Here is a 17,447-nt window from a genome sequence, read left to right on the forward strand (position 1 = left end):
GGTCAGGCGACGCCGACGCGCAGCAGGTCATGAAAATGCACTATGCCGACCGGCCGCCGGTCTTCGTCGGTGACGATCAGGGCGGAAATATTGTGCTTGTTGAGCAACCCCATGGCCGCGGTGGCGAGCATGTCTTCCGTCACCGTCTTCGGATTGCCGGTCATGATATCGTCGACCACCATCGCGGAAAGATTGAGGTTCAGGCCGCGCGCAAGGTCCCCGTCGGTGACGATGCCGCAAAGCCGGCCCTCCCCGTCGAGCACGCCGACGCAGCCGAAGCGCATCTGGGAAAGCGTCATCACCGCCGTCGGCAACGGTGTGCCCTTCGGCACGAGCGGAATGCGGTCACCGCGATGCATGAGGTCTCCGACCCGGCTCAGCATGGCGCCCAGCTTGCCGCCCGGATGGAAGACACGGAAATCGAGCGCGGTGAAGCCCCTGGCTTCCAGAAGCGCGACAGCCAGCGCATCGCCGATCGCGAGCTGCATGATGGCCGACGTAGTGGGCGCCAGCCCATGCGGGCAGGCCTCCTGCTCCTTCGGCAGCAGCAGAACGATGTCGGAAAGGCGCGCAAGCGTGGAAGCCGCGCCCGATGTAATGGAAACCAGCGGAATGGAGAAGCGACGGCAGAAGCTGACGATCCCCTGGAGTTCGGCGGTTTCCCCACCCCAGGAAAGGGCCAGCACCACGTCCTCGGCGGTAATCATGCCGAGATCGCCATGGCTGGCCTCGGCCGCGTGAACGAATGACGACGGCGTTCCGGTGGACGCGAAGGAGGCGGCGATTTTCACGCCGATATGCCCGCTCTTGCCGACCCCCGTAACGATGACGCGTCCCTTGATGCCGCCGATCAATTCGACGGCCTTGCGGAACGGCTCGGCGAGCCGATCGCGTAGCGCGTTCTCAAGGGCCTCGAGGCCCTGTCTTTCAATAGAGACTGTCCGAATGGCGGAATCGACCAGGTCCATCTCGACGGTCTTTAGAGCTCTCTTTATCATGCCGCCGTTTAGCGTGTTTCGCTGCTCAAGTCCATTGGCATCCATTTACAGCCAGTTACCTTCCGTGACCCTGCCCCACGGTAAATTAAGGTGGACAACCAATAATTAACCACATGGCTTTACGTTTGGGTAAGCTTTCGGGTGCCCAGGCAGGTTCATGGCAATCAGCGGCAAAACAGGTGCAACGCTTCCTCGGCGCGGGAAACCGCTCGCGCTGCTGCTCGCCTGTTCCGTGCTCGCCCAGCCGTTGAATGCAGGCGCGCAAACTGTTTTCCCGCCGCAGGATACGGCGGGTGCCACCGGCACCCCCGTCATCGGCCGTTCCGCCTGGCCTGGCGCCGTGCCGCCGGATGGCGCTCCTGATGCCACAAGCCCTTTGCAAGCGGATGCGACCGCCGATCCCGAGGCTGACACCCCGCTTGCCGGCGATGCCCGGCTCCGTATGGGCGAAGCCTCCGCGAGCCCTACCGAGGAGGCCGCCTACGCGGAAGATCTGAACCAGCCCTACGAAGAGGACGACAACCTCCCGGCGGGACCGATCGAAGGGGATGCGGCCCCGCGCGCGGAAGTCGATGCGACCGGCGTTCGGCTCGGCACCTTCCTTCTTCGTCCCTCGGTGAACCAGAGCGTCAACACCGAACGTCGCAGCGGGGGATCGGACGAAAAGCGGAACTATCTCGCCACCACGGTTCGCGGCACGCTCACCTCCGACTGGGCGCGCCATGCGCTGACGGTCAACGGCGAAGGCACATTCGAGCGGACGATCAGCGGGGACCGGGACAACGAGCCGGAAGCGCGCATCGATGCGGACCTGCGGCTGGACCTTGCGGGCGATACGGTCGCCCGCATCACCGGCGGCTACGGTTTCGAACGCGAAGACAACGACGATCCGAACGCCATCGGCGGCGCAGCCACTCAATCCGGCGTGCACCAGTTCGACGGCGGCCTCTCGGTYGAGCGCGATCTCGGGGTGATCCGCGGTCTTGCGGCAGTCGCCGTCAGCCGCGAGGTCTATACGGAAGCCAAACTCAGGGACGGCACGACCGTCGACCTCAGCGATCGCGACCGCACCGGCGTCGATGGCAGGCTAAGGCTCGGCTACGAACTTTCGCCGGCCCTGATACCCTTCGTGGAAGTGTCGACAGGCCGCACCTTCTACGACGAGAGGCGCGACGGCGCCGGTTACGCCCGTTCCTCGCGCAGCTATGCGGCGCGCGGCGGCGTGGAATTCGATTTCGGCGAAAAGCTGCATGGCGAGGTTGGCGTAGGTTACGAAACTCGGCGCTATGATGACGACCGCCTCGCCTCGCTCGATGCGGTCACCTTCGATAGCCTGGTGACCTGGTCGCCTCGGCGTGGCACCGATGTCAATCTGGGCCTCGCCACCACCTTGCAGGATGCCACCTCGCCTGGCCAGAGCGGCTGGGTGGAATATGCGCTGACGGCGGAGGTTACCCACCAGCTCCGCAGCAATCTCGTAGCGCGCTTGAGCGGCGGAACGACGCTGCGCGACTTTTCCGGCGGTTCGAGCGAGACCGGCTGGGTCACCGGCGCCGGATTGACCTGGAACATCAGCCGTTATCTCGATCTCACCGGCGATGTGGAATACGAGCGCAACGAAAATTCGGGCCGGGCCAGCGACAATATCTTCCGCGCCGGCGTCGGTCTCACGCTGCGTCGCTGACGCGTCTCAACCGGCCTGCTTTCCACCAGATATGGGCTTCCTGAACGGTGAAGCCACCAAATGTGAACCGTCTCGGCCTTCCAAACTTCGCAGATGCAGCATATTAGGGGCCAGGCGGAGAGATCCCGCCGCACCGCAGCATCGGCTGCGCCTTTGTGTGTGTAGGAAGGTTTGAACGTGGCTAGTTATTCCAATAGCAGCGTTACGACGGGCGGAAAGAGCTCCGCTGCCGGGTCGAGCGCCAACAATTATCAATTCGCACTGATTGCCCTCACCACCCTGTTCTTCATGTGGGGCTTCATCACCTGCCTGAACGACATTCTCATCCCGCATCTGAAGAGCGTCTTCTCGCTGAACTATACGCAGTCCATGCTGATCCAGCTCTGCTTCTTCGGCGCCTATTTCATCGTGTCGCTTCCGGCCGGCGMGCTCGTGAAGCGCATCAGCTACAAATGGGGCATCGTGGTGGGCCTCCTCGTCGCGGCAGTCGGCTGCGCGCTCTTCATCCCCGCCGCAGCCTACCGCGTCTACGGGCTCTTCCTCGGCGCCCTCTTCGTGCTCGCCGCCGGGATCACCGTGCTGCAGGTCGCGGCCAACCCCTATGTGACCGCGCTCGGCGCGCCGGAAAGCGCGGCAAGCCGGCTGACGCTCACCCAGGCGTTCAATTCGCTCGGCACCACGCTTGCCCCAATGTTCGGTGCCTTCCTGATCCTCTCGGCCGCGACCGCGAGCCTGCCGGGCACAAGCCCCGAACAGATGGAAGCGCTTCGGGCGGTCGAGGCGGATGCCGTCCGCTTCCCCTATCTCCTTCTCGCCGTCGCCTTCATCGTCCTGGCCGCCATCTTCGCCGCCCTGAAGCTCCCGACCGTCGATGAGGAGGAGACCGAAACCGCGGGCGTGGAGGAAGGCTCCGCCTGGAGCTACCGCCATCTGGTGCTCGGCGCGATCGGCATCTTCGTCTATGTCGGCGCAGAAGTCAGCATCGGCAGCTTCCTGGTGAATTTCCTCGGTGAGCCGACGATCGCCGGCATGCCGGAGGCCGAGGCCGCCCATTACGTCGCCTATTTCTGGGGCGGTGCCATGGTCGGCCGTTTCATTGGCTCCTTCGCCATGCGCTATGTCAACGACGGCAAGGCACTCGCCTTCAATGCCGCCATGGTCATACTGCTTCTTCTCGTCACGATCCTGACGAGCGGCAAGCTCGCCATGTGGACCGTGCTGGCCATCGGCCTCTTCAACTCCATCATGTTCCCGACGATCTTCAGCCTGGCATTGAAGGGCCTTGGCCGCCATACCAGCCAGGGTTCCGGCATCCTGTGCCTTGCGATCGTCGGCGGCGCGGTTCTGCCCGTCGTCCAGGGTGCCCTTGCGGATACGATCGGTATTCAGCATGCCTTCGTGCTGCCGATCCTCTGCTATCTCTACATCGCCTTCTACGGCGTGAAGGGACACAAGCCGGCCTGATCCCTCGGCCCGCGACTTGCAGCGACAAAAAAGCCCTCGCGGTCTCCCGCGAGGGCTTTTCGTTTGGATAGGTCAAGCGGCCTTTACTTGAGGCCGGATACCATCGCCTTCAGCGGTCCCTCGATCGCCGGGCGGATATCCTGGCGCTGCAGGGCGAATGCGAGGTTTGCAAGGATGAAGCCGTCCTTGGCGCCACAGTCATATGTCTCGCCCTTGAAGTGATAGGCCGCGAATTCCTGGGCCTTGGCGAGCGTCAGCATGCCGTCGGTAAGCTGGATTTCGTTGCCGGCGCCGCGTTCCTGCGTTTCCAGGATCTTGAAGATTTCCGGCTGCAGGATGTAGCGGCCGTTGATGTAGAAGTTGGACGGCGCGGTGCCCTTGGCCGGCTTTTCCACCATCTGGGTGATCTTGAAGCCCTCTTTCCCGACCGCGGCGCCCTTGCCGACGATGCCATATTTATGGGCCTGCTCCGGATCACATTCCTGCACGGCCAGAACGTTTCCGCCGGTCTGATCGTAGAGTTCAACCATACCCTTGAGACAGCTCTTCTCCGACGACATGATCATGTCCGGCAAAAGCACTGCAAAGGGTTCATCGCCGACGATGTCGCGCGCGCACCAGACCGCGTGGCCGAGCCCGAGCGGAACCTGCTGGCGCGTGAAGCTTGCGGTGCCCGCCGTCGGCAGGAGATCGGAAAGCAGGGTCAGCTCTGCATTCTTGTTGCGCTCGCGCAGCATCTGCTCCAGTTCGTACTGGATGTCGAAATAGTCCTCGATGACCCCCTTGCCGCGGCCGGTCACGAAGACGAAATGCTCGATGCCCGCCTGGGCCGCTTCATCCACGACATACTGGATGACCGGCTTGTCCACGACGGTAAGCATTTCCTTCGGAACCGCCTTCGTCGCGGGCAGGAAACGTGTCCCAAGGCCGGCAACCGGAAAAACGGCTTTTCTGATCTTCTTCTGTCCCACGCATACCTCCTGCGGCATTTCTGGTGCGAATTTCGATGTGCGCCTTTACTAACGGTTTGCTGCCGTTTCGCAAAGAGTGCGCTCATCCTCTCTCTATGGTAAAGAATTTGTTGACTCTATGATGCTAATCGATCCTGGAGCCGCTTTGAGCACTCGCCGATGTTAACACAAGAGCAACGGACACGACTGCCGATGACCATGTTTCGCACCAATCGCTTTCGCGGGCTTGTTTTCTCTCTGATCGTAGGCATTGCCGCCGCGACAACGCCGATAGATGCCCAGGCCAACGACAGCTTCAAGTCCTGGATTGCAAAATTCTACCAGACGGCCGCCGCAAGCGGCATCAGCCGCTCGACCTATGAAAAGGCATTCGCAGGCATCTCGGAGCCTGACGCAGCGGTTCTCGACAAGGCAAACTATCAGCCGGAGTTCAAGTCGAAGATCTGGGACTATCTGGATTCGCGGGTGAACCCCTATACCGTCCGCATCGGTCGGGAAATGAAGGCCAAGCACGGCTCGACGCTCAATGCGCTGGAACGCCATTTCGGCGTCGACAAGCACATATTGCTCGCCATCTGGTCCATGGAGTCGAACTACGGCGCGGTGCTCGAAAAGCCGGACCGGCTGCACTATGTGCCGCAGGCGCTCGCAACGCTGGCATGGGGCGATCCCAAGCGGGCGAAATTCGCCCGCAACCAGCTGATCGCCGCACTGAAGATCCTACAGGCCGGCGACATCACCCCGAAGCATCTCACCGGCTCCTGGGCCGGCGCCATGGGACACACGCAGTTCATCCCGACCAGCTATCTCCTCTATGCGGTCGATGCCGATGGCAACGGCCGCCGCGATATCTGGAATTCCGTACCGGATGCGCTGGCGACCTCCGCCAACCTTCTCGCCAAGAATGGCTGGCAAACCGGCAAAACCTGGGGCTACGAGGCAGCCATCCCATCTGGCGGCGCCAAATACGAAGGGCAGACGAAGACGCTCGCCCAATGGGCCGCTCTCGGCTTCACGCGTCCCAATGGCAAGGGCTTTCCCCGCGGCTCCGATCGTGCCGAGCTGAAGATGCTCGGTGGTCCCAACGCTCCTGCCTTCCTGATGCTGAAGAATTTCTTCGTCATCAAGCGCTACAATGCAGCCGACAGCTATGCGCTTGCCGTTGGCCTCCTGGCGGACGAGATCGCCGGCCATGGCGGCGTTCACCAGCGCTGGCCGCGCCCCAACGGCACGCTGGACGTCAAGGAGAAGTTCGAGCTGCAGAGCCGCCTGAAGGAACTCGGCTATTACGACGGCGAGATCGACGGCAATTTCGGCTCCGGCTCGAAGGCCGCTATTTCGGCGATCCAGCAGAGGCTGGGCATGCAGTCGGATGGCGAGCCGTCGCAATCGCTTCTCGAAGCCTTGCGTTGACAAATGCTTGCTCGCGCCCAAGATCGCTCCTATGAGAGCGATCTGCCGGGGGACGAGAGCGAACGGCTGAACCATGACGGTATCGAGGCGGACGGATATAAAACCTGTTTGGGGCCGGCTGGTCGCGATCCTGCTCGCCCTTGTCGTGGCCGTACCGCCCTATGCGCCGCCCGCGGCCGCGCAGGAACGCCGCAACCTTCTGGAAATGCTGTTCGGCATCCGTCCCCGCCAGGAGCGATACGATCGGTACGACCGCTATGAGCGGTATGAGGGATACGAACGATATGAGCGGCGGCCGCGCTACAATCGCCGTGACCGTTCGGTTATCGAGACGGCGCCCCGCCGCCAGCGTGATCGCAGCAGCATACGCGCCGCCACGCCTCGTCCCCAACGGCCGGCCGCGCCGCCCAAGCCCGCGCTCATTCCCAAGCTGGAAAATGCCCGCAAGATATTGGTGGTCGGCGACTTTCTGGCCGGCGGGCTCGCGGACGAACTGGAGACCGCCTTCGAAACGTCTCCCAGCGTTGCGGTGGAAAACCGCACCAACGGCTCCTCAGGCCTCGTGCGCGAAGACCATTACGACTGGCCGCCGGCCTTGCCGAAGCTGATCGGAGAGGTCGATCCGGCCATCGTCGTCGTCATGATCGGTGCCAACGACCGCCAGCAGATGCAGATCGGCTCGATTTCGGAAAAATTCCGCACCGATGCCTGGTTCAAGGAATACGAGCAGCGGGTCAGCCGGCTTGCTGCCATAGCCACAGCGCGAAAGCTGCCCTTGCTCTGGGTTGGCCTGCCTTCCTTCCAGTCGCCTTCCATGATGGCCGATGCGGTGACGCTGAACGGCATCTACCGCGACCAGGTGGAAAAGGCCGGCGGCGAGTTCGTCGATATCTGGGATGGYTTCGTGGATGAGGAGGGCAAGTTCATCCTCACCGGCTCGGACATGAACGGCCAGCAGGCCCGCCTGCGCGGCGGCGATGGCATTACTTTCACCACCGCCGGCAAGCGCAAGCTCGCCTTCTACGTCGAAAAGCTCGCGCGCCGCCATCTTGGCGAAATGACCGATCCCGACCTCGTGAAGCTGGATGGAAGCAACCTTCCGGCGCTGGCGACGCTCCCCCCGGCCGCCAATGCCGTACCCACCCAGCCGATCAGCCTTGCCGATCCCGAGCTCGACGGCGGCACCGATCTGCTCGGCGCCGGCCAGCTGCCCGTCAGCCTCGTACAGTCGCCTCGCGAACTGCTGGTCAAGCGAGGCGAGCTGCCCCCTGCCCCTTCCGGGCGCGTGGATGATTATCGGATACCCGCCGCGACGACGCGGTAGTTGTCGGAAGTCTCGCTTCGCCCCTCATCCGGCTGCCGCCACCTTCTCCCCGCATGCGGGGAGAAGGGATATGCCGCACCTCTCCAGCCTTACAATATCTCGCATGGCACGTCCCCTCYCCCCGCGAGCGGGGAGAGGGTTAGGGTGAGGGGCAATTTCAAGATGATTTCTGGCCGCGGGCAGGTTCGCACATCAACCCAGAGCTTCCACCACTCGCGCCGTATCCCCCCGCTGCCTCTTCGCATACCATCTGAGGCATTCCTCGAAGGCTGTGAGATCGGTATAGAGCGCGTCCGGCCGGGCGGCATGAATCGCAATATGGCCGCCACGCCGCTCGATGCCGCCGTGAAGCATCAAGTTGTCGATCATGTCGAAGTCTTCGAGCGACATTCCATCCGGCCCGCGGCGCCGGCCGTCTTCGCTCTCGCGAACGTCTCCGCCATAAAAACCGGCAGTGCGCGCAAAATGGTTCTCTTCGACATTGGTATAGGCCGCGACCAGCTTGCTCTGTGCGCACATATAGCCGAGCTCGAAGGCCGTGCCGACATCAGCCGCGATGCCGCGGAACGGTGTGAGATTGGCGATGATGCCGTCCGCGGCATTCATCATGCCCTCGTCCACGGCGCTGATCTTTAAGCCAAATCCATGGCGCGTCGGCGCCGGCTCGATGGAAATGTCGCCGGGGCAGATCGGCTGGAAGCCATAAGTCCGCGCCAAGGCTGCCTTTGCATCGAGAATCTGCCGGGCGTTCGGAAGGAAGACTTCCGGCCCTGCGAGGTAGAGTTTCAAGCTCATCGGGCGACCGTCTTCCGCTCGAACAGCTCCGCCACTCAACGCGGCAGGACCGAACTGCCCATCAGGGCCTCATCGATGGCGCGGGCCGCCTGACGGCCCTCGCGGATAGCCCAGACCACCAGCGACTGGCCGCGGCGCACGTCGCCCGCCGTCCAGAACTTGTCGATCGAGGTCTTGTAGTCGCGATCGTTGGCGACCACGTTGGTCGAGCCGCGGCGATCGACGTTGAGCGTCAGCTTGCCTTCGAGTTCGTTGAGCACACCGTCCGTCAGGGGGCCGGAGAAGCCGATCGCGATGAAGGCGAGATCGGCCTTGATGATGAACTCCGTGCCGGCGATCGGCTTGCGGCGCTCGTCCACCTCGCAGCAGCGCACGCCAGTCAGGTGCCCGTCTTCCCCGATGAACTCGAGGGTCGCCACCTGGAACTCGCGGATGGCGCCCTCGGCCTGGCTGGAGGAGGTCCGCATCTTGGTGGCCCAGAACGGCCAGACGGCGAGCTTGTCTTCCTTTTCCGGCGGCTGCGGGCGGATGTCGAGCTGCGTCACCTTGACCGCGCCCTGGCGGAAGGCGGTGCCCACGCAGTCGGATGCCGTATCGCCGCCGCCGACGACGACGACATGCTTGGCGCCGGCAAGAATCGGCTCGGCCGCCCAGGCGACGCTGTCGATGTTCTCGCGGCCGATCCGGCGGTTCTGCTGCACCAGATAGGGCATGGCGTCGTAGACGCCGTGCAGGTCCGTGCCGGGAATGCCGGCCGGGCGCGGCGTTTCCGAACCGCCGCAATAGAGAACCGCGTCGTGCTCTGCGATCAGCTTTTCGACCGGCATATCGACGCCCACGTTGACGCCTGTATGGAAGGTAACGCCCTCGCCCTTCATCTGTTCGACGCGCCGGTCGATGAAGTTCTTCTCCATCTTGAAGTCYGGAATGCCATAGCGCAGCAGCCCGCCGGGCTTGGATTCGCGCTCGTAGACATGCACCTCATGGCCAGCGCGGCCGAGCTGCTGGGCGGCGGCCATGCCCGCCGGACCGGAACCGATCACGGCGACCTTCTTGCCGGTATGAACGGTTGCGGGCTGCGGCGCGATGAAGCCGAGTTCATAGGCCTTGTCGGCGATCGCCTGCTCCACGGTCTTGATCGCGACCGGCGTATCCTCGAGGTTCAGCGTGCAGGCCTCCTCGCAGGGTGCGGGGCAGACGCGGCCGGTGAATTCCGGGAAGTTGTTGGTGGAGTGGAGGTTGCGGATCGCCTCCTCCCACTTGTTGTTGTAGACGAGATCGTTCCAATCCGGAATCTGGTTGTGCACCGGACAGCCGGTCGGACCGTGGCAATAGGGAATGCCGCAATCCATGCAGCGCGCCGCCTGCTTGGTGACTTCCGCATCGGACATCGGGATCGTGAATTCGCGGAAATGGCGGATACGGTCGGAAGCCGGCTGATACTTCGCCACGCTCCGGTCGATTTCCAGGAAACCCGTTACCTTGCCCATGTTTCTACCTCTTCAAAGCAGGGTGCCCGTAGGCCCCCAGTACCAGTAGGCGAGACCTATGACCGCCCCCAGTACGATGAATTCTATTGCGACTTCGCCGTTCACTTGGGATGCGACCGCCGGAACGGCGATCGCGATCAGCACCGAAATCAGCCGGTGCATGAAGGGCCAGTTCATTCCGCGGCAATGCCCATCCGCATGCGCTCCATTTCCTCCAGCGCACGCCGGTATTCGACCGGCATGACCTTACGGAACTTCGGCCGGTACTCGCTCCAGCGATCAAGGATTTCCTTGGCGCGGGTCGAGCCCGTGTAATGCATGTGGTTCGAGATGAGCTGGTAGAGGCGTTCCTCGTCGTGGCGCGTCATGTCCTCGGAAACGTCCACGCGTCCCTTGTGCATGATGTCGCCGCCGTGATGGTGCAGCTTCTCCAGCATGTCGTCCTCTTCCGGAACCGGCTCGAGCTCGACCATCGCCATGTTGCAGCGCTTGGCGAAATCGCCCTGCTCGTCGAGCACGTAGGCCACGCCGCCGGACATGCCGGCCGCGAAGTTGCGGCCCGTCTCGCCGATCACCACGACGACGCCGCCCGTCATGTATTCGCAGCCGTGGTCGCCCACGCCCTCGACGACGGCGATCGCGCCGGAGTTACGCACGGCAAAGCGCTCGCCGGCCACGCCGCGGAAATAGCACTCGCCGGTGATCGCACCGTAAAGCACGGTATTGCCGACGATGATCGAGTTCTCCGCGACGAGCTTGGAGTTCTCCGGCGGACGCACGATGATACGGCCGCCCGAAAGCCCCTTGCCCACATAGTCGTTGCCGTCGCCGACGAGATCGAAGGTGATGCCGCGCGCGAGGAAGGCGCCGAAGCTCTGGCCTGCCGTACCGGTGAGCGTCACGTGGATCGTGTCGTCCTTCAGCCCCTTGTGGCCCCAGCGCTTGGCAAGCGCACCGGAAAGCATCGCGCCGGCGGAACGGTCGACGTTCTTGATCRGCACTTCGAAGACCACCGGCTCCTTGCTTTCGAGTGCAGGCTGCGACTTCTCGATCAGCTTGCGGTCGAGGATGTCGTCGATCGGGTGCTTCTGCCGCTCGGTCCAGTAGGTCGCCTCCTTGGGAGCCTCCACCTTGTGGAAGATCTTGGTGAAGTCGAGCCCCTTGGACTTCCAGTGGGCGATCGCCTCGTCCTTCTCCAGAAGCTCGGACATGCCGATGATGTCGTCGAGCTTGGTGAAGCCGAGCGACGCGAGGATTTCACGCACTTCCTCGGCCACGAAGAAGAAGTAGTTGATGACATGCTCCGGCGTGCCCTTGAAGCGCTTGCGCAGAACCGGATCCTGCGTTGCGACGCCCACCGGACAGGTGTTGAGATGGCACTTCCGCATCATGATGCAGCCGGCGGCGATCAGCGGCGCGGTTGCGAAGCCGAATTCGTCGGCGCCGAGCAGCGCCCCGACGACGACGTCGCGGCCGGTCTTCAATCCGCCGTCCACCTGCAGCGCGATGCGCGAGCGAAGCCCGTTCAGCACCAGCGTTTGCTGGGTTTCGGCAAGGCCGATCTCCCAGGGGCTGCCGGCATGCTTCAGCGAGGTGAGCGGCGAAGCGCCCGTGCCGCCGTCGAAACCCGCGACCGTGATATGGTCGGCGCGCGCCTTGGCGACACCCGCGGCAACCGTGCCGACGCCCACTTCCGAGACGAGCTTGACGGAAATGTCCGAGGTCGGATTGACGTTCTTCAGGTCGTAAATCAGCTGCGCCAGGTCTTCGATCGAATAGATATCGTGATGCGGCGGCGGCGAGATGAGGCCGACACCCGGCGTCGAGTGGCGGGTCTTGGCAACCGTCGCATCCACCTTGTGGCCGGGTAGCTGGCCGCCCTCGCCGGGCTTGGCGCCCTGCGCAACCTTGATCTGCAGCATATCCGCATTGACCAGATATTCGGTCGTCACCCCGAAGCGGCCGGAAGCGATCTGCTTGATCGCCGAGCGTTCCGGGTTCTGGCTACCGTCCGGCAGCGGCATATAGCGGTCGCTTTCCTCGCCGCCCTCGCCGGTGTTCGACTTGCCGCCGATCCGGTTCATGGCGATCGCCAGCGTCGTATGCGCCTCGCGGCTGATCGAGCCGAAGGACATGGCGCCGGTCGAGAAGCGCTTGACGATGTCGACCGCCGGTTCGACCTGGTCGATGGAAACCGGCTTGCGGCCGATCTGATCCGCCGTCTTGATGTTGAACAGGCCGCGGATCGTGTTCATCCGAAGCGCCGTCTCGTTCACCATCTCGGCGAACTCGCGGTAGCGGTCCTGGCTGTTGCCGCGCACGGCATGCTGCAGGGAGGCAACCGCATCCGGCGTCCAGGCATGGCTTTCGCCGCGCATGCGATAGGCGTATTCGCCCCCGATATCGAGCGTGGAAGCCAGAACCGGATCCTTGCCGAAGGCGGCATGGTGACGGGCGACCGTTTCTTCGGCGATCTCCTTGAGGCCGATGCCTTCGATCGAGGTCGCCGTGCCGAAGAAATACTTCTCCACCAGGTCCGAGGACAGGCCGATCGCGTCGAAGATCTGTGCGCCGCAATAGGACTGGTAAGTCGAGATGCCCATCTTGGACATGACCTTGAGGATGCCCTTACCGACCGCCTTGATGTAGCGGTAGACGATTTCCTGCGCATCGACTTCCTTCGGGAATTCGCCGCGCATGTGCATGTCGGTCAGCGTATCGAAGGCGAGATAGGGGTTGATCGCCTCCGCGCCGAAACCGGCGAGACAGCAGAAGTGATGGATTTCGCGCGGCTCGCCCGATTCCACCACGAGGCCAACCGAGGTGCGGAGACCCTTGCGGATCAGGTGATGGTGGACGGCCGCGGTCGCCAGCAGCGCCGGGATCGCGATGCGGTCCGGCCCGATCTGGCGGTCGGACAGCACGATGATGTTGTAACCGCCCTTGACCGCCGCTTCCGCCCGCTCGCAGAGGCGGTCGAGCATTTCCGGCATGCCTTCGGCGCCGCGCTCGATATCATAGGTGAAGTCGAGCGTCTTGGTGTCGAAATGATCTTCCACGTGGCCGATGGAGCGGATCTTCTCGAGATCACCATTGGTCAGGATCGGCTGGCGCACTTCCATGCGCTTCGCCCGTGCCATGCCCTCATGGTCGAGGATGTTCGGACGCGGGCCGATGAACGATACGAGGCTCATCACCAGTTCTTCGCGGATCGGGTCGATCGGCGGGTTCGTCACCTGCGCGAAGTTCTGCTTGAAATAGGTGTAGAGCAGCTTCGATTTCGCCGACATGGCCGAGATGGGCGTATCGGTGCCCATCGAGCCGATCGCTTCCTGGCCGGTCGTCGCCATCGGCGACATCAGGATCTTGGTGTCTTCCGAGGTGTAGCCGAAGGCCTGCTGGCGGTCGAGCAGCGACACATCGCGGCGTAGCGCACGCGGCTCCACCGGCTTCAGGTCTTCCAGAATGAGCTGCGTGCGGTCGAGCCAGTTCCGGTAGGGATGCTTGGTCGCAAGCTCGGTCTTCACCTCCTCGTCGGAGACGATGCTGCCCTTCTCCATGTCGATCAGCAGCATCTTGCCGGGCTGCAGGCGCCACTTCTTGACGATGCTCTCCTCCGGCACCGGCAGCGTGCCCGCTTCGGAGGCAAGGATGATGCGGTCGTCGTCGGTCACCATATAGCGGGCCGGACGCAGACCGTTGCGGTCGAGGGTAGCGCCGATCTGCTTGCCGTCAGTGAAGCAGACGGCTGCCGGGCCGTCCCACGGCTCCATCAGCGCCGCATGATATTCGTAAAAGGCCTTGCGCTCCTTCGACATGGACTGGTTGCCCGCCCAGGCCTCCGGGATCAGCATCATCATGGCGTGCGCCAGCGAGTAGCCGCCACGCACCAGGAATTCGAGCGCGTTATCGAAACAGGCCGTATCCGACTGGCCCTCGTAGGAGATCGGCCAGAGCTTGGAAATGTCCTCGCCGAAGAGCGGCGAAGAGACGGAAGCCTGGCGCGCCGCCATCCAGTTGACGTTGCCGCGCAGCGTGTTGATCTCGCCGTTATGGGCGACCATGCGGTAGGGATGCGCCAGCTTCCAGGACGGGAAAGTGTTGGTCGAGAAGCGCTGGTGGACGAGCGCCACGGCGCTTTCGAAACGCGGGTCCGCCAGGTCCTTGTAATAGGCGCCGACCTGATAGGCCAGGAACATGCCCTTGTAGACGATGGTCGAGGAGGAGAGCGAAACCGGATAGAAGCCGGTCTCCTGCCCCCCAAACTGATCGTAGATGCGGTTGGAGATCACCTTGCGGACGAGGAAGAGCTGGCGCTCGAACTCGAGATTGGTCGCAGCGTCGCGGCCCGCGCCGATGAAGACCTGCAGATGATAGGGCTCGGTGGCGGCGATATCCGGCGCCTTGGAGAGCGAGGAGTTGTCGACCGGCACGTCGCGGAAACCGAGGAACTGCTGCCCCTCTTCCGCGATCACATCGACGATCACCTTCTTGAAGTGCTCGATCTGTTCGGCATCACGCGGCAGGAAGAAGTGGCCGACCGCATATTCGCCGGCCTTCGGCAGGGTGACGCCCTGCTTCGCCATCTCCTCGCGGAAGAAGCGGTCCGGGATCTGCACGAGAATGCCCGCGCCGTCACCCATCAGCGGGTCCGCGCCCACCGCGCCGCGATGGGTGAGGTTTTCGAGGATGAAGAGACCGTCCTTGACGATCTGGTGGGACTTCTTGCCCTTCATGTGGGCAATGAAGCCGACGCCGCAGGCATCGTGCTCGTTGCGGGGATCATAAAGGCCTTGGCGCGCCGGAACGCCGGAGGCTTTGAAGGGTCCGGCCGAGGGAACGGGCGCTTTCGTCTCGGCGGACATCGGGGCCGCCTGGCCGGACATCTCGGAGATCATCTTCGTCATCGTCATCCCTCCTGTTGGCCGCTTCTTCGAACGGGCAAAGTGGCTCTCAACTATTTCTTCCGGATGACAGGCCGCCACCATCCCGTTCGCACGAATGGCGCCGCTCCAGCGTTTACCGCAGCCTTGATAGGAGCAGCATAACCCGGATCGGCGCGAGCGTCACGGAAAAGCCTGGAACCTAAGCCTCCGAATTCTCGAAAATAGGACAATACTTCTGTCCTATTTCTCAAAATCTATGACATGCTTTCGGCTCTTTCACAAGAGGCCTCTTCAAAAAGTTCGGGCCCGAAACGACAGGAGATTATCTCACCCGCAAAGCAGACGAAATTTAATTACACGAGAGCTCGGATCGATTCCGTTTGATTGCTCACGGCAACAGGTCACGCCTTCTCCGTAAAGGTAACGATTGATTGCCGCGCCAAAAGGCTTAATTTCACGATCGCCTCCCCCGACGTTTCAAGGTGATGTTTCAAGATGTTCTTCGCTTCCGACAACTGGGCTGGCGCCCATCCGGCCATCAATGAGCGCCTCCACAAGGAATCCACCCGCTTCGCCGCAGCCTACGGCACCAGCGAGCTCGACCGGTCGATCGAGCAGCGCTTCAACGAACTCTTCGAGCGTGAAGTTTCGGTCTATTTCGTCGCCACCGGCACGGCCGCCAATTCGCTCTCCCTCGCAAGTGTCGCAAAGCCCGGCGGCGTCACCTTCTGTCATTCGGAAGCACACGTGATCGAGGATGAATGCGGCGCTCCGGATTTCTTCAGCGGCATGCGCATGGTCCCGGTCGAAGGCCCGCACGGAAAGATGGACCCGGAAAACCTCGTGGAGCGCATCGCTCGCTATCCGCAGGACGCCGTCCACCATGGCCGCGCCGCCGCCGTCACCCTCACCCAGGCAACCGAAGTCGGCACCGTCTATTCGCTGGAAGAGATCGATGCGATTTCGAAGATCGCCAGGAACAACGGCCTGCCGCTGCATATGGACGGCGCGCGCTTCGGCAATGCGCTGGTCGCGCTCGGCGCAAYGCCGGCGGAAATGACGTGGAAGCGCGGCGTGGACATCCTCTCCTTTGGCGGCACCAAGAACGGCTGCTGGTGCGCGGAAGCGATCGTCTTCTTCGATCCCTCGCTTGCAAAGGATTTCGCCTTTCTCCGCAAGCGTTCGGCCCAGCTCTTTTCCAAGAGCCGCTTCATCGCGGCCCAGTTCGAAGCCTATCTGCAGGACGGCCTGTGGCTGAAGCTTGCGGCCCATGCCAATGCCATGGCCGATCGTTTGCGCGCCGGCCTCGACCGCTCCAACAGCGCCCGGCAGGCTTGGAAAACGACCTCCAACGAAGTTTTCGTCGTGGTCAAGAAGGATGCCGCTAAGGCTGCCGAGGCGAAGGGCGCAAAGTTCTACGACTGGCTGGAGCCGCGTGACATGCCGGAACCCGCTGCCGATGACGAAATGCTGGTCCGCCTCGTTACCAGCTTCGCCACCACCGAAGAGGATGTGGACCAGTTCGTCGCACTGGCGACCGGCCGCTGACCCTGTTCCGATTTACGGCACGATCCGCGCCACGATGAGGCTCGAAAGCGCCTCCGTGAGCGCGGCATCGGCGCCGCGCCTCGGCACCAGCACGAATTCGACATCTTCAAGCACCGGCAGTTTTCCTGCGGGTATCTCCTTCAGGCCCGCCGGCGCCATGCTGCGCGGCTGAACGAGTACGCCCATGCCCGCGCGCGCCGCGGCGGTCAGGCCGCTGAGACTGCCGCAGGTGCAGACGATCCGCCAGGCCATCTTCTCCCGATCCAGCGCCTCCTGCGCGATTTTTCGCGTGATGCTTGGCGGCGGGAATGCAATCAGCGGCAAAGTATCCCCACGGGAGAGAATATGATCGGGGTCCCGAGCCAGCCAGACCAGCGGCTCTCGATAAAGCAGCCGGCCCTGGGTCTCCCCGATATGCCGCTTGGCCAGCACCAGGTCGAGATCGCCCACGTCCTGCATCTGGTAGAGCACGGCGGAGAGCGCCACGGTAAGCTCGAGATCCACCAGCGGGTGCAGCCTTATGAAGTCCTCCAGGATCGAAGTCAGCCGGCTCGCCACCACATCCTCCGAAACGCCGAGCCGCAGCCTTCCTCGCAAGCGGCTTTCGCCGAAGAGCGATTCGACCTTGCCGTTGAGTTCGAGCATGCTGCGGGCATAGCCGAGCAGTGCCTCGCCTTCGGTCGTCAGCTTCACCTCATGGGTGTTGCGGTGGATGAGCTGCTTTCCGAGCGCCTTTTCCAGGCGCTGGATGTGTTGGCTCACCGTCGACTGACCGACACCAAGCCTTGCCGCCGCCTGCGTGAAGCTTCCGGTCTGCTGCAGCATGACGAAGCTGTTGAGATGAAAAAGGTTCAGCATGGTTATCGCCAATCAT

The 17,447-nt window shown here is 63.0% G+C and carries 12 protein-coding genes; 5 read left to right on the plus strand and 7 right to left on the minus strand.

The window, feature by feature from the left end; translation table 11 throughout:
* Positions 1 to 2: 2 nt before the first annotated feature.
* Positions 3 to 998, minus strand: coding sequence for an SIS domain-containing protein (locus LCM4573_RS03030; protein WP_071005157.1), 996 nt, complete (start codon positions 996 to 998; stop codon positions 3 to 5).
* Positions 999 to 1,155: 157 nt separating this feature from the next.
* Between LCM4573_RS03030 and LCM4573_RS03035 the strand changes: the two genes are divergently transcribed.
* Both LCM4573_RS03035 and LCM4573_RS03040 read left to right on the plus strand, forming a co-directional pair.
* Complete coding sequence (locus LCM4573_RS03035) at positions 1,156 to 2,682, plus strand: outer membrane beta-barrel protein (RefSeq protein WP_071004328.1); 1,527 nt, start codon at positions 1,156 to 1,158, stop codon at positions 2,680 to 2,682.
* A 177-nt stretch (positions 2,683 to 2,859) separates the two neighbouring features.
* Entirely contained in the window at positions 2,860 to 4,146 is a 1,287-nt protein-coding gene (locus LCM4573_RS03040; protein WP_071005158.1) for a sugar MFS transporter, read from the plus strand.
* 83 nt (positions 4,147 to 4,229) lie between these two features.
* On the opposite strand, the gene galU is transcribed toward LCM4573_RS03040, so the two are convergent.
* Positions 4,230 to 5,117: a UTP--glucose-1-phosphate uridylyltransferase GalU gene (gene galU, locus LCM4573_RS03045; RefSeq protein WP_244505214.1), complete on the minus strand. Its 888-nt coding sequence runs from the start codon at positions 5,115 to 5,117 to the stop codon at positions 4,230 to 4,232.
* A 198-nt stretch (positions 5,118 to 5,315) separates the two neighbouring features.
* On the opposite strand from galU, the gene LCM4573_RS03050 reads away from it, so the two are divergent.
* Positions 5,316 to 6,530 carry a lytic murein transglycosylase gene (locus tag LCM4573_RS03050; RefSeq protein WP_407071711.1) on the plus strand — a complete coding sequence of 405 codons (1,215 nt, stop codon included), beginning with the start codon at positions 5,316 to 5,318 and terminating at the stop codon, positions 6,528 to 6,530.
* A 73-nt stretch (positions 6,531 to 6,603) separates the two neighbouring features.
* The gene (locus tag LCM4573_RS03055) at positions 6,604 to 7,854 is read left to right on the plus strand and encodes a DUF459 domain-containing protein (RefSeq protein WP_071004331.1); all 1,251 of its coding nucleotides are present in this window, start codon (positions 6,604 to 6,606) and stop codon (positions 7,852 to 7,854) included.
* Between the two features lie 192 nt (positions 7,855 to 8,046).
* On the opposite strand, the gene LCM4573_RS03060 is transcribed toward LCM4573_RS03055, so the two are convergent.
* The 4 genes from LCM4573_RS03060 to gltB are packed head-to-tail and all read right to left on the minus strand — an operon-like array spanning position 8,047 to position 15,004.
* Complete coding sequence (locus LCM4573_RS03060; RefSeq protein ID WP_071004332.1) at positions 8,047 to 8,649, minus strand: nucleoside 2-deoxyribosyltransferase; 603 nt, start codon at positions 8,647 to 8,649, stop codon at positions 8,047 to 8,049.
* Between the two features lie 35 nt (positions 8,650 to 8,684).
* On the minus strand, positions 8,685 to 10,139 hold the full coding sequence (locus LCM4573_RS03065; RefSeq protein ID WP_071004333.1) for a glutamate synthase subunit beta: 1,455 nt from the start codon (positions 10,137 to 10,139) through the stop codon (positions 8,685 to 8,687).
* Positions 10,140 to 10,151: 12 nt separating this feature from the next.
* The gene (locus LCM4573_RS28015) at positions 10,152 to 10,316 is read right to left on the minus strand and encodes a hypothetical protein (RefSeq protein WP_157895478.1); all 165 of its coding nucleotides are present in this window, start codon (positions 10,314 to 10,316) and stop codon (positions 10,152 to 10,154) included.
* Positions 10,313 to 15,004 (minus strand): glutamate synthase large subunit, encoded by a 4,692-nt coding sequence (gene gltB, locus LCM4573_RS03070; protein ID WP_071005159.1) that lies wholly within the window; start codon positions 15,002 to 15,004, stop codon positions 10,313 to 10,315. Before gltB ends, LCM4573_RS28015 begins: the two co-directional genes overlap by 4 nt.
* A 516-nt stretch (positions 15,005 to 15,520) precedes the next feature.
* On the opposite strand from gltB, the gene LCM4573_RS03075 reads away from it, so the two are divergent.
* Complete coding sequence (locus LCM4573_RS03075; protein ID WP_071004334.1) at positions 15,521 to 16,573, plus strand: low specificity L-threonine aldolase; 1,053 nt, start codon at positions 15,521 to 15,523, stop codon at positions 16,571 to 16,573.
* Between the two features lie 12 nt (positions 16,574 to 16,585).
* Here LCM4573_RS03075 and LCM4573_RS03080 read toward each other — a convergent pair whose 3' ends face one another.
* Positions 16,586 to 17,431 (minus strand): LysR family transcriptional regulator, encoded by an 846-nt coding sequence (locus LCM4573_RS03080; protein WP_071004336.1) that lies wholly within the window; start codon positions 17,429 to 17,431, stop codon positions 16,586 to 16,588.
* Positions 17,432 to 17,447 lie beyond the last annotated feature (16 nt).

This window comes from Rhizobium sp. LCM 4573 (assembly GCF_001854865.1).
GTDB lineage: Bacteria > Pseudomonadota > Alphaproteobacteria > Rhizobiales > Rhizobiaceae > Neorhizobium.